Consider the following 13,447-nt stretch of genomic DNA (forward strand, 5'->3'; position numbering starts at 1 on the left):
CGAATATACATCGACCTTCACGAGGAAATATTCTTTAATTATCATATGTATATAGATGTAAATTATGTTTCATATTATTTCAGTGTGTATATTTCAACCTACGGAGTAATAACTACGTATTTATCTCCAATACATAATTTAATGTAAAGATTTTACCCTTTTCGCAATAAAAAAAAAATGCCCGACCATAATACAACCAAAAACTGTAACTATACGAAAATCACTATATAAAGAGATATACATAAGTATATAATGTTCAGACAAAATAGCAGAGACAATTAAGAAAAATACAGAACTAATAAATTACCCTTAATGATTTAGCGTAAACTTATTTATAGCATTTATCTGCGTAATACAGACTATTCTTATGAAATAAGACGATACCCTGTACAATACAGGATACCAGAAGTATAGCTTACTAATAAAATTACAGTATAAATAGATAAGTGAATATCCGGATAATAACTAATATATACCGCCACCCGTGATAGCATGGCTATTATTTATATCCTTATTCATTCATACTTAATTCCGTCTGTTGGTCATATAATTTATCTGTGTCTGCCTTCCCTTGCCGCCCGTCAACTGAAAAAACAAAAAAACCGCCATACATCTGTGTATAGCGGTTTCGTAACGGATATGACTCTTCTTTATTCTTTGTTTTCTTACTGCTGACTGCGCATATCCATGATCATTTTGCCGTCATAATCAGCACCAACAACAATATTAGGGACTTCACCTTTGTATTTATGTGCTTTCACCTGCTCAATCTCCAATTGCTTCCAACTGATCATTTCACGGGTAATAGTGCGTTGTAATATGGCGTTACCTTCGGCTTCTTTCTGAGCGGCATACAATCTTGCATCGGCTTCCTGACGCATAGCAAATGAGCTGGCCTGTGCATTTCGTTCACGGGCTATCGCCTGTTGTTCTGAAGATTCACGCTCAGCTTCTGCAATAACTACTTTTTTCTGCGCTAATTCACGCTCTTTCTCTGCTTCTGCTTTTGCCTGGTTTATTTGTTCCTGGCGCATTTTGGTATTCACTACCTGCTCCTGAACAACTTCCGGCAACGTAATATCCTGGATCATAATTTCTTTGATAGTATAACCATAAGGTGAGGCATAGCCCTGTATCGCATCACGGATAGATTCCTGTAATTTACGCTGTGTATCCGCAGTGTATAAATCCTGTGCATTGGCCACATCTTTGCCGAATTCAAGAATAGTGGAGATCAATTTCTGGCGGACATATTTATCCAGCGCTTCACTTTCTGTCCCGCCATTAATCCGCAAGATTGGTGCTTTTGCCCCATCAAACTGCAACATAACGGTAATATCCACGATGGATTTTAATTTATCCTGCGAGGGTACACGTAACTCTTTCAGTGATACGCGGATATCTTTTGTCGAATAGGTATCAAATACCATAAACGGGTTTATCGGAAAATGCAGCCCTGCGTCATACGCTACCGGATTGACCTTCCCTAAAAATGTACCCACTTTTACCGAGCCATCCTGCACAATCGTATACGAATTAAAACCGGTTATCCCCATAACAAGAAGGATTGCCGCAATAACAACCAATTTAATCACTGATTTCAGTTTGACTGTATTCCCTGCCTGCATCATTTGCATTCACTTATCCCCATAAGATAATTCTTAGTTAAAAAGTCATTTTTATAAAAACTAACATCAACATCTTAATTAATAACAAAAGGTATGATTTTTACGTATCATCATTAATAAAATACAGTAAATACGGAAGTATCGCGAAAAAATTTAACAGAGACTGTTTTTAAGATAAATTTCCGGCTTTTACCTGGTCACAAAACAACCAATATACAAAAATACAATGCAATTAATTACCCATGTTACGGGTTAATACAGTTTAATATGTAAACAAAAATATGACGATGAATTATATCCACATGAAAACAAGATAAAAAAAAACAAACATGAATAAAATGAAATTAAATATGACATAAATAAACACCACCTGACACATTCACTTACAGTGATTACAGAGGAAATATGTCTGTATATAACAAAATATGAATGCCACGATTTATCAGGGTTTTATTCTGTATGTGCAAAATCGGATGTAAAAATGAATTATATATCACTGTTAAATTATAAGTTATAGACTTTACTTATCATGTCATATTCCATAAGTAATTAATTTAACTAATTTAACGCGTTAATTGTAAATTTACACTACTCTTCGGTTTTCTGTGAAATGCAAACGGCAACTCTTGATAGTTGTAAAAATACTTACTACAATGATTATGAATTCAGGTTTGATTTATTTTATATTCACCTGATCGTATTCATCTGAAATAACATAATGACATTAGCTGTTTTTAAATAATATGTATTAAATATAATTTATTACCTATGCATTTCAACGCTGAATGAATTTCCACCCTATTTAATCGACCATTAATTACATTGATAGCATTCTTTACTCTCCTGTATTACAGATATATTCATGCATTACAGCAGGTAATTTCAGTCATTACGTTATTAACTATTTTATATAAACAGGAATTAAAAATGAAAAAAACACTTATTGTGATTATTACCGCAGCGTGTGCAACATCTGCTTTTGCCGCGTCTGACAATACTGTTCGTTTCAGAGGTGAAGTAGCTAATCAAACATGCTCCCTGGATATCAATGGTACAGAGAAAAGCCCGATTGTATTACTGCCTACCGTATCTCTGAATGAATTTAAAGATGGCGCTACTATTACTACGGGTAAAACTGCCGGGGATACAGAGTTTACAATTAATGTCAGTGGCTGTTCTCCGACAAAAACAGGCGACAATCCTAATGATATGGAAACGTCATTACATATTGCATTTGTCGGTAACGCTGTCACTACTGCTAATAATCTGGGTAATACCGGTGATGCTGCCGGCGTCTCTATTCAGTTAACGGACAACGATATCCCGTTTAAATTTACCTCAGGTGATTTAGTTAAGTCTTCACAACCGGTTACTATTGCTGATGATGGTTCAGTAGCACCTATTACTTATGTTGCCCGCTATTATGCGGAAAATAGCACTATTACTGCCGGTACTGTTATGGCCAGCGCACAATATGCCATTACCTATAAATAACATTAAATCACCAACAATAATTTACCAAATATAATAATCGGCGCTCATCAAAATACAGACAGAGCGCCGCTGTAAGGCAATTTTATGAAAAAATCACTTATTTTAAGTACACTGTGTTTGCTCACCTCTTTTTATGCCGGTGCCAGTGTCACAATGCTAGGTAACCGTATTATCTATGCTGAAGAGAACCGGGATAAAACATTACTCTTCTCAAATGATAATGAAACGCCGTCATTAGTGCAGATCTGGACAGATATCAATGATCCAAAATCCACACCGGAAAATGCAGATGGTCCGTTTGTTGCGGTTCCGGCTATTTTTAATATTACTGAACATAATAAGCAAAATGTAAAACTGACGTTTACCGGAAGTAAATTACCTGACGATCGTGAAAGTGTATTTTATTTTAATTATCTGAGCATTCCTTCCGTTAAAAAAGAAGATGCCGATAAAAATAAGCTCATGATTGTTGTCACTAATCGCCTGAAATTATTTTATCGTCCGGCTGCTATCGGAAATGAAACAAATAGCGTCATTGATAAGCTGGAATTTACCCGTAATGGCAGCAATCTTGATGTTCGTAACCCGACGCCCTTTCATGCCAGTATTTCATTTGTCACTCTGTCAAATGGTAAGCAACGTCAACAAATAGACAATACCGACATGATCCCGCCTTTCTCTGTTGCAAAGTGGCCACTGACCGCCGGCTATAAAACAGGGAAAGTGACTGTCAGCTTAGGCGCTATTAATGATTATGGTGTCGAAAAAACACGCACAATTGATTTACCCTGACTATTACTGAAATGATGGCCAATAATATGAAATACATCATTACTTATTCCGCTCGTTATAAAATTGCACTGTTTCTGCTGGGCTGCAGCCTCAGCAGTTTACACTCTGCACGCGCGGGTGATGATGACGATTACTATTTTGATCCGTCACTTATCAGGGGAACGGCTCTGTCAAATAATGCTTTACAGGCTTTTGATACCAAAAACAGCATTCCTGCCGGCATCTATAAAATTGAATTACTGGTTAACGAAAAATTTATCGCGCAGCTCTCTGTCTCTTTTAAAAATGAAAAGAACGGAAAAATTGCTGCCTGCCTGACACCGGATCAAATCGAATTATTAGGGTTAAAAACAGCACCTGAACTGTCAGGTAATACCGAGTGTTATTTTTCCGGAGAAATCGGGGAGAATATTACCAGCCGTTTTAATCATGCTGAACTTAAGCTGAACTTTACCATCCCTCAGGCCATGCTGGTCAGCCACCTTCAGCAGCGTATTGCGCAGGAAAGTCTGGACAGCGGGGAAACAATGCTGTTTGCCAACTATAATCTTAATCAGTACCACGTCAGTTACCGGAACGACAGAGTCAGTGATATGGACTCAACTTATCTGAGCCTCAATGGCGGGTTCAATTTAGGTCTGTGGAATTTCCGCCAGGAAAGCCAATATAACTGGTCAAAAAATACCGGTGGCAAATGGAACACCAGCCGGCGTTATATTCAGCGCGCTATTTATGAAATAGGCAGCCAGTTATTAATAGGTGAAGGATTTACCTCCGGTAATTTTTTATCCGGTATGGGATTCACAGGTGTCCGTCTGAGTACAGACGAAAGAATGCTGCCAAATAATGAACGCGGATACGCCCCGAGAATTCAGGGAATAGCAAACAGTAATGCAAAAGTCGCTGTCTGGCAGGGAAACCAGCAAATTTATGCCACAACCGTGGCTCCGGGACCTTTTGAAATAAATGACCTTTACTCAACAAACTATGCCGGTGACCTGAGGGTTGAAGTAACAGAAGCTGACGGCAGCATAAACAGTTTTATTGTTCCCTTTTCGGCGGTTCCCGAATCAGTCAGGCCCGGCAGTACAAAATACTCGGTGACACTGGGAGAAACCCGCTTTACTGATCGTAATGATAATTTCAGTGAGGTGGTCGTACAACATGGTCTGACAAACCAGGTCACACTGAATGTTGCTAATCAGCTGGCAAAGGGGTATCAGGCGATTATGGCAGGCGGCGTACACACAAACCGTTTCGGTGCATTTAGTTTCAATGCCACGCTATCCAATGCGAAACTCCCCGGTAATACAGAAACCGGCTGGCGGTTTCATGCATCATACAGCAAAACATTCCAACCGACCGATACCTCCGTGACGCTATCCAGCTACCATTATTCCACCAATGGTTTCCGGACACTTAATGACAAACTGAGTGCAGATTATTTATCTGACAATCATGTTTCTGACTGGGAATCCCGGATCCTGCGCCAGCGCTCGCGCTTTGATATTACGCTGAACCAAAACCTGAATCAGTTTGGTAACCTCGGGTTATCCGCCTCACGGGAAAACTATCATAATTCCGGAGAGAAAAATGATCAGCTTCAGCTCTCCTGGAACAAAGTATTTGATAACAGTATATCTGTGAATTTATCCGTTGCCAGAATGACAAATGCACAGGCAGGTGACGAATATCAGTCCGGATACGCAAACAGTGGCGGAAAAGGTCAGAACTTTGTTTCTTTCGGTATCAGTATGCCTCTCGGCAGCCAGTTATATTCCCCGAACATAGCGTTTTCCTCTAACCATAGCCAGGGAAAAAATGATTACCAGACTAATCTGTCCGGTCTGACTGGTCCGGAAAACCAGCCAATCAGTTACGGGCTCAGCTATATTGCAGACAACCAGATAAGTAACGGAACCGTTTCCGGCGCACTGCAAACACAATTACCGCTGACCAATCTGCGTGTTGGTGCATCAAAGGGGCAGAATTACTGGCAGGCATCCGCCGGCGCACAGGGCAGCCTGGTATTGCACCGTGGCGGGATCACGGCAGGCCCGTATCTCGGTGATACATTTGCGCTTATTGAAGCAGAAGGCGCCAAAGGCGCCACCGTTGTCAGCCGCAGCGGAACAACCATTAACAGTGCCGGTTATGCACTGGTACCGTCACTGGTACCTTATCAATACAACTCGGTTATGCTGAGCAGTGAAGGTATTGATGCACAGGCAGAAATCCGCCAGCCGGAGAAAAAAACCGCGCCTTATGGCGGAGCAATGCTCCGGCTTAAATATGACACACATTATGGTCAGCCGGTTCTTATCACACTGCTGCGCAAAACAACCGCAACAATCCCGATGGGCAGCCGGGTACTTGATGAAAATGATCATGTACTGGGAATGGTGGGTCAGGCTAATCAGCTCTATTTCCGGGCAGAAAAACCGGAAGGAAAGCTACGGATTGTCTGGGGAACCGGTGCAGCAGAGGCGTGTACCACCCACTACCGGCTAGCGGATGACAAACCCGCACCTTTGGTCTCAATGGCGCTGACGTGTCAGCCGACAACGGAACAATAATAAATGAAACGTGTAATCAAACCGGTTTTTTTATCTTTTCTCGTATTACTGTCACTTTACAGTGTGACCGCCGAAGCCCGCTGTGTCCGCAAAAATACCACAGCAACAGGTGCAGATAAATCAGGTCTCGGTACCGGACTTGGCAATATCAATATGACCAGCGCTTATTTACAGCCAGTCGGAACGATATTGGCATCATCCGTGACCAGTTGGTCACAATCCCCTCTGTTTCCGGATCCGGACACCGTTCTGTATGAATGTGATTTAGCCGATAAAAATGATATTTATGAGTTATTTGCCACAAACGGAGATGACCGCCACGGCGGGTTTCACGATATCGGAAAAATTGACGGATATGAAAACTATTTCGCCACCTGGTTTCCCTATACCGCCATCAAATTTACACACATGAATTCAGGCAAGACTTTTACCCGGTTCTGGCAACAAACTCCTATCACCACTTACGGCACGGCTAACGGAAAAATCCAGATCAGGGTCCGTGATATCAGTGCAATGAAAGTGGATTTGATAAAAGTGAGTACTATTCCGCCGCGGGGCGGAGCAAGCTACTACTGCGGATCGAACAGCATGGCGCCGACAACCGGAAATTCAACATACACCTGTAACCAACCTAATTCCTACATTATATTTAAAGGGCCGACCGGTTTCACCTATCCGAAAGAAGGCACTGATTCCGCCTATAATTATCAGGGATTTAATTACTCCTGGTGGATGTCAACCGGCATGAACGGCTCACCGGTTTCCGGTTATTCACATGCTGCGACCTGTGCTGCACGTAATGTGACGCCACTGGTTGAACTGCCGCGTATTTCTGCCGCTCAGCTGAATGCCGGTCAGACAACCAGCAATGTATTTGATATTACTGTGGAATGTGATAATGGTGTTATTTCCGGAGTGATAGTAATCAGACATCGATCGGGTTACAAACCTCACAGGATGTTTATCAGAAAGCCCGCCAGCTCGGGTTGGTAAACAGTGCCGGTGGTGTTGAATATTTATTATCAGATGGCTACGGCAGCGTGCCGTCGGTTGCAACCGGTGTCGGGATAGCGCTCAGCAACACCACGACAGGACAGCGGATGCCTTTTGTCGGCTGGGGCGGATGTACAGAATCCACACCCTGTAACCAGGCAACCGCAAGAACAGCAGGATGGTTCCCTGTATTAACCGGCTCCACGCCGATCGGGTCGTCCTCAGCAGGCTATACCAGCCATCTTATCCAACTGACCGCCACACTGTCCCGCCTGCCCGGGCAGCAGGCACAACCGGGTAATGTTGATGCAAAGGCCTATGTTCTGATTAAGGTGCAATAGGTACAATAATGGGTATAGATATGAAATCATTATCGCTTATAAAACAAAATATAATTTTACTGATCACAATGATATCGCTGATGATAACCACCAGTGCCGTTGCAGGCATGCTTGCATCATCAACACGGATCATTTTTCAGGATAATACATCGCGGAAAACATTATTGCTGGCTAATACTAATGACTATCCTGTCTTAGTTCAGACCTGGGTGGATGATGGTGAAAACAGCGGAACACCCGGTGAAGATAAATACCCGTTCGTCGCTATTCCGGCAATATTTCAGTCAGATGCAAAATCCCGCAGTAATCTTGAGCTTATTTATAACGGAACGCCGCTGCCTGATGATCGTGAATCGGTATTCTGGCTGAATTTATATGAAATACCGGCAATAAAAACGGCGGATGCAGAAAAAAACAAAGTATTGATGGCGATGAATACACAATTAAAAATTTTCTATCGTCCGGCCGGGTTAAATACAAAATTTGATGACCGGCTGAATGCGCTGATATTTTCTTATCACCGCCAAAACGGGCAGGATACTATTGTGTGCCGGAACCCGACACCTTATTACATCTCATTATCATCACTGTCACTAATCCGGGATAATCAGTATTATCCTGCGACAATAATGCCGGACATGATGGTCGCACCTTTCGGAGAAAAAACCTATGTCATCACCTCTCCGTCATCCGAAAACACCGGAAAAATAAGTACGGAAGCAATCATCATTGATGATAAAGGGAATTCGCATACTATATCTCGTTTATTATAACCCATTTTATATTCACCAAGATATATAACAATCAATCAGATTATTTTCATCTGTGTTTTTTTACTCATATTATAATTACAAACGTAAAATAATTTTTCAATACACCTTTCACTAATGAAATATAGTTAGTAATATAGAGCTGCACATAATAGTGCTAACTTAGTAAGTAAGAAGTCCTCCGGGAAGGATTCCTGAAGGACTTCTTTTATATCATTTAATTATTAACATCTACCACAACCCGTCCCCGAATTTTACCATCCAGTAAACACTGAGCTGCCGGAATCGCTTCCTCTAACGGAATAACACGGCTGATTTCAGCCAGAACATGTACATCAGCTAACTCTGCCAGACTCTCCCACGCAGCTTGTCTTACGGCATGAGGACACATAACACTGTCGATCCCGATTAAACTCACGCCTCTGAGAATGAAAGGTGCGACAGTGGCGTTAAAATCCATTCCCTGAGCCAGACCACAGGCTGCAACAACACCACCATATTGTGTACCCGCACAAACACCGGCCAGCGTATGGCTGCCCACACAATCAATCGCGGCGGCCCATCTTTCTTTTGTCAGTGGTTTACCCGGTGCTGATAACTCACTGCGATCAATAATCTCTTTAGCGCCCAGCGTATCAATCAGATAGGCGGTATCCAGTGTACGGCCGGTGGATGCAATCACATCAAAACCGAGTTTTGCCAGTAATGACACCGCAAAACTACCCACACCACCGCTGGCACCTGTGACCAGCACTTTGCCGGACTCTTTGGTAATCCCTTGTTTAATCAGGGCGTGAACCGCCAGCATTGCTGTGTAACCCGCGGTACCAATCATCATTGCCTGTTTGGTTGTCAGCCCTGCCGGTAACCGGGTCAGCCAGCTGTCTTTCACTTTCGCTACCTGAGAAAGACCACCCCAGTATTTTTCGCCGACACTCCAGCCATTAAGAATGACTTTATCGCCCACTTTATAGAGTTCTGAGCTGCTTTCTGTCACGGTTCCGGCAAAATCGATCCCCGGGATCATCGGAAAGCTGCGCACAACAGGACCTTTGCCGGTAATGGCAAGGCCATCTTTATAATTCAGGGTGGAATAATCAATCTGTACAGTTACATTGTGGTCCGGTAGCTGAGACTCATCCATCTGAGCCATTTTTGCTGTATATCCATCAGTGTTTTCAATCAAAATGCAATTAAACATAATGTTATCCTTTTAGGAATATAGACCAGGCGTCTGGTTAATTGTAAAAAAAATTTATTAAATAATCGCCGTCGCATTAACAACAGTGAAACTTAATAAATTATTCTGTAACAATCCCGCCGGCAGTATTAAAAGTGACCGTTATTTAATTATTTTATTAATAAAAACAGATATAAACAGATCCAGCGGTTCGCTATTGCGGGTGAGCTTTGCCCGCATAACCGCGCCTTCCCATCCCATCCAGAAAAAAGCTGCCATCAGCCGACAATCCGTGCCTGCCGGAATAGTATTCATAGCCTGAGCATCCAGCAGACATATTTCCACTTTTTTCTGCCAGCCGCTGATAATGGTATTTAATATTTCACCATATCCGTCTGGTAAATTCGCTACTTCCTGCCCGAGATTGCCGACTAAACAGCCGCGCAGCCAGTTATATTTTTCCATTCCGGCTTTTGCTGACTGATAAAACTTTTCAATCCGTGCCAGAGGCGGTAATTCCGGGTCACACAGGCATTTATCCAGCAGATGCGAAAAGTAATTATCATAACTGTGCATAATCTCAAGACCGAATTGCTCTTTGCTCTCAAAATAATAGTAAAAAGAGCCCTTCGGCACACCGACTTTCTTCAGTATCCCGTTAATATCTGAGGTCATATAGCCTTTTTCGGTGAACATTTCCACACCACTGCGGATAAGCAGCCGTTTAACATCACGCCCGCATCATGGTTTTTCGGCGGTCTTCCGCGTTTTGGTTTTGTGGTTAATGTGTTCATCACTCAGCATCTCTCCGGTCAGTCATTATAATATAGACCGATTGTCTTGTTAATTCTATTGGTTTTTTGTATTAGTGTGTGACTTGTCCTGATATAGGTTGACAGCTTTTCAGTGGTAAGACACCTGATGAACTTCATCAGGTGTCTTGTAATTTGGCGATAAGTGAGGCCGTCGCTGGTTATAAATTCGAATGGATTCTTCAACCAAAATCTTCGCTTATTCCAGATTCTGTGGCTTTATCAGCAAATACTCCATCTTTAATATCCCGTTCACCCGTTCTGCAAGTGCATTTTGATAGCAATCATAACCATCTGTCATTGAACATTGGATCCCGTATTTTTGATGAATATCCTGATATTCAGCAGAACAATATTGTATCCCTCGATCTGAATGATGAATCAGGGACGATGCTGAGTGGCAAGTCTTCAGTGCATTCAGAAACGCCTGTTTCACCGCCTGTGTTTTCATATTGTTATCTAATTGATAACCAACGATTTTTCGTGAATATGCATCTGTAATCAGGCTCAGATAGGTATGCCCCTCATGAGTCGGTAAATAGGTAATGTCGGCAACCCAAAGCTGCTCCGGTTTACTGGGTACAAAGCCAGACTTGATCAAATTCGGATGACAATGAAAACGGTGATAACTCTGTGTTGTCCGGTGATAAGCCCGCTTTGGTGTAACCAACAACCTGTGTGCTTTCAATAAAGAAAATAAGCGGTCACGTCCCATAACAATTTGTTTTTGCAGTAAAATACGATGTAATTTCCTCACACCCAGCCGAGGTTGATCCATCCTTTCTGTTTTCACCGCAGAAATAGCGAGAATATTGATGTTATCTCTGTTCTGTAACGCGTCACACCGCTTGTAAAATGCTTGTCGGCTAATGTTCATAAACTGGCAAGCCTTTGTTACCGTTAGCCTTCTGACTTTTTTTTCCGTAATAACTCGGCTTTGCGCTTTTTTGATAAACGGACTCCAAAGTCGCTGTCCATGACATTGACGACGGCTTCAAAGAAATCTGCCTTTAGCCGGGTATCTTCCAGCTCTTTTTCAAGGGCTTTAATACGCTGCTCTGGAGTTAGTGTGGCTGAGGTCTGGGTCATAGTAGCACCTGGATAGGTTAGACTTGGTGTTCCGGCAGACCAATCTAACCTGCCATGTTTACGAAGCCAAACTAATACTGTAGAACACCCTTGGATCCCGTAGTGTTCCTGGGCTTGTTTATAGGTCATTTCGCCTTTTTCTACCTGGTCTACAACGGCTAATTTAAAGGCAAGGGAATAATCACGTTGTGTTCGTTTACTGTTTGATTTCATGACACTCTCCAACTCTGGTGTGAAAAAGTGTCAACCGTATTCAGGATGGGTCACACAGTAATAATAAACCAGAAATGATACTTTCTCTTTTTTTTTAAAGAGGTAATAAATTCCATATAAAATCCCACTCGAAAAATATAATTACATTAATAGATATTTGTTTTTGATAAAGTCAAAAAGTAGTGCTATGTTAGATCGTTTTAAAATGATGAATGCAAAATATAAATAATTTAATAATACAGAGATTACACAATGCGAAGCTCTCATTCTTTTCCCGGTATTATTGTCAGATACCGATATAACCCTGATGCGACAGGAGACCAATCTGAACCACCATCTGATGACGATCAGAAAGATGAATTGCACGTAAATTTATGGGAAATTGATCTCAATAATTCTTATCCTTTTATGGATATAGGAGTTATGATTTACGATCATGAAAAAATTGAGGCCGTCATGGTTGATTTACCTTGGTCTCTAAACAAAAAAAAATATTCATGACTTAGGTGTTAAGCTTAATGGCGAGAAAAGTGTAGCAGCTATTTTCAATGAAGTTGTTCATTATGATGGATTTGCTGAAGGTAACTTTGCCAATATAAGCTTCATAAAAGATAGCAAAGATACTAACCATTTTTCACTTTTAAGGTTAAACTCTCAATCTTTTAGTTTAGATGAGCTTAATTTAAGTAATGATACTCCATGCACTAGGTTAAAAATCTCATTGCCGAGATATCATCATAAAATTAAAAATGAAGAAAAGAGGAAATCAGCCTATATAAGATTTCGCATAAAAAAAAGTTCCACCTACAGTATACACTGTTCACTTCACCCAAAATGATAGAGCCTTAATAAGCTCCAGTACTGACACCCGAATAATAGATTTCAGAATAAATGTTTTAAGAGGTGTGCCAGAGGAATTAATCAATGGAGATGATAATTTAAGATTCCCACCAAACTTAGATAAAATTCATTGCTTTTTGACGACGATTCAAGATGAAGAGTGTGTGTCTGTGAGTAAACACTACAATGGATATCGCTCACTTATGGATGAAGATATTTGGAATGAATATGTCAAAAATGATAAAACACTACCTATCCAAGAAACTAATAGTATAAAAAATTATTTAGGATATCAATGGACGGCAAAAAACAAAAAAGAGAATCAAGAAAAAATTAAAGATTTGATCGTATTAGGGAGATTTTCAAAAAAGACTTCTGGTTTGCTTTCGATTTTAAGATTTATGGTAGTAGTGATTATATTAGGAGCTATGGGTAGCGGATTTTGGGAATTTCTCAGTGACTTAGAACATAAAAACACTGCTAATTTTATCTATTTAATCATAATATTAATAGTTTGCTTTTTAGACAGATTTAGGTTTGCAAAAAATTGGTTATTTAAAAAAATTAAAGATTCAAAAAAGAAATTTTTCAAAGAGTGACTATTTCAAAAGGCCATTGAAACTAAATTCATTTTTTAATGGTCTATAATATTGATGATATTCTTCTCCAAATTCAAAACCATAATATTTGAAAATTTTCAAAAACTGACTATTCTGCTC

The 13,447-nt window shown here is 40.8% G+C and carries 11 protein-coding genes and 1 pseudogene; 8 read left to right on the forward strand and 4 right to left on the reverse strand.

Annotation, left to right across the window (positions count from 1 at the left end):
* Positions 1-665 precede the first annotated feature (665 nt).
* The gene (locus AYY17_RS03875) at positions 666-1,637 is read right to left on the reverse strand and encodes an SPFH domain-containing protein (RefSeq protein ID WP_082981263.1); all 972 of its coding nucleotides are present in this window, start codon (positions 1,635-1,637) and stop codon (positions 666-668) included.
* A 918-nt stretch (positions 1,638-2,555) separates the two neighbouring features.
* Between AYY17_RS03875 and AYY17_RS03880 the strand changes: the two genes are divergently transcribed.
* From AYY17_RS03880 to AYY17_RS03900, 6 genes are all read left to right on the forward strand, one after another.
* On the forward strand, positions 2,556-3,122 hold the full coding sequence (locus AYY17_RS03880; RefSeq protein WP_067421457.1) for a fimbrial protein: 567 nt from the start codon (positions 2,556-2,558) through the stop codon (positions 3,120-3,122).
* A gap of 84 nt (positions 3,123-3,206) precedes the next feature.
* Positions 3,207-3,914 carry a fimbrial biogenesis chaperone gene (locus AYY17_RS03885; protein WP_067421459.1) on the forward strand — a complete coding sequence of 236 codons (708 nt, stop codon included), beginning with the start codon at positions 3,207-3,209 and terminating at the stop codon, positions 3,912-3,914.
* A gap of 26 nt (positions 3,915-3,940) precedes the next feature.
* The gene (locus AYY17_RS03890) at positions 3,941-6,490 is read left to right on the forward strand and encodes a fimbria/pilus outer membrane usher protein (protein WP_162271093.1); all 2,550 of its coding nucleotides are present in this window, start codon (positions 3,941-3,943) and stop codon (positions 6,488-6,490) included.
* 3 nt (positions 6,491-6,493) lie between these two features.
* Positions 6,494-7,483 (forward strand): fimbrial protein, encoded by a 990-nt coding sequence (locus AYY17_RS22500; protein ID WP_156656629.1) that lies wholly within the window; start codon positions 6,494-6,496, stop codon positions 7,481-7,483.
* Positions 7,477-7,824 (forward strand): fimbrial protein, encoded by a 348-nt coding sequence (locus AYY17_RS21455; RefSeq protein ID WP_328585518.1) that lies wholly within the window; start codon positions 7,477-7,479, stop codon positions 7,822-7,824. Before AYY17_RS22500 ends, AYY17_RS21455 begins: the two co-directional genes overlap by 7 nt.
* An 80-nt stretch (positions 7,825-7,904) precedes the next feature.
* Complete coding sequence (locus tag AYY17_RS03900; protein WP_162271094.1) at positions 7,905-8,597, forward strand: fimbrial biogenesis chaperone; 693 nt, start codon at positions 7,905-7,907, stop codon at positions 8,595-8,597.
* Positions 8,598-8,811: 214 nt separating this feature from the next.
* On the opposite strand, the gene acuI is transcribed toward AYY17_RS03900, so the two are convergent.
* From acuI to AYY17_RS21030, 3 genes and pseudogenes are all read right to left on the reverse strand, one after another.
* Entirely contained in the window at positions 8,812-9,795 is a 984-nt protein-coding gene (acuI, locus tag AYY17_RS03905) for an acrylyl-CoA reductase (NADPH) (protein WP_067421466.1), read from the reverse strand.
* A gap of 141 nt (positions 9,796-9,936) precedes the next feature.
* Positions 9,937-10,470, reverse strand: coding sequence for a TetR/AcrR family transcriptional regulator (locus tag AYY17_RS03910; protein WP_328585519.1), 534 nt, complete (start codon positions 10,468-10,470; stop codon positions 9,937-9,939).
* Positions 10,471-10,677: 207 nt separating this feature from the next.
* Positions 10,678-11,888: pseudogene (locus AYY17_RS21030) on the reverse strand (IS3 family transposase).
* Positions 11,889-12,140: 252 nt separating this feature from the next.
* Between AYY17_RS21030 and AYY17_RS03925 the strand changes: the two are divergent.
* Complete coding sequence (locus AYY17_RS03925; RefSeq protein WP_067421470.1) at positions 12,141-12,389, forward strand: hypothetical protein; 249 nt, start codon at positions 12,141-12,143, stop codon at positions 12,387-12,389.
* Between the two features lie 404 nt (positions 12,390-12,793).
* The gene (locus AYY17_RS03930) at positions 12,794-13,327 is read left to right on the forward strand and encodes a hypothetical protein (RefSeq protein WP_156656631.1); all 534 of its coding nucleotides are present in this window, start codon (positions 12,794-12,796) and stop codon (positions 13,325-13,327) included.
* Positions 13,328-13,447 lie beyond the last annotated feature (120 nt).

Source organism: Morganella psychrotolerans (assembly GCF_001676055.1).
Lineage (GTDB): Bacteria > Pseudomonadota > Gammaproteobacteria > Enterobacterales > Enterobacteriaceae > Morganella > Morganella psychrotolerans_B.

Excerpts from the sequence above, each read along its gene's own strand:
- AYY17_RS03875 (WP_082981263.1), bottom strand. The coding sequence starts at position 1,637 with ATGCAAATGATGCAGGCAGGGAATACAGTCAAACTGAAATCAGTGATT.
- AYY17_RS03880 (WP_067421457.1), top strand. The coding sequence starts at position 2,556 with ATGAAAAAAACACTTATTGTGATTATTACCGCAGCGTGTGCAACATCT.
- AYY17_RS03885 (WP_067421459.1), top strand. The coding sequence starts at position 3,207 with ATGAAAAAATCACTTATTTTAAGTACACTGTGTTTGCTCACCTCTTTT.
- AYY17_RS03890 (WP_162271093.1), top strand. The coding sequence starts at position 3,941 with ATGAAATACATCATTACTTATTCCGCTCGTTATAAAATTGCACTGTTT.
- AYY17_RS22500 (WP_156656629.1), top strand. The coding sequence starts at position 6,494 with ATGAAACGTGTAATCAAACCGGTTTTTTTATCTTTTCTCGTATTACTG.
- AYY17_RS03900 (WP_162271094.1), top strand. The coding sequence starts at position 7,905 with ATGATAACCACCAGTGCCGTTGCAGGCATGCTTGCATCATCAACACGG.
- acuI (WP_067421466.1), bottom strand. The coding sequence starts at position 9,795 with ATGTTTAATTGCATTTTGATTGAAAACACTGATGGATATACAGCAAAA.
- AYY17_RS03910 (WP_328585519.1), bottom strand. The coding sequence starts at position 10,470 with ATGTTCACCGAAAAAGGCTATATGACCTCAGATATTAACGGGATACTG.
- AYY17_RS03925 (WP_067421470.1), top strand. The coding sequence starts at position 12,141 with ATGCGAAGCTCTCATTCTTTTCCCGGTATTATTGTCAGATACCGATAT.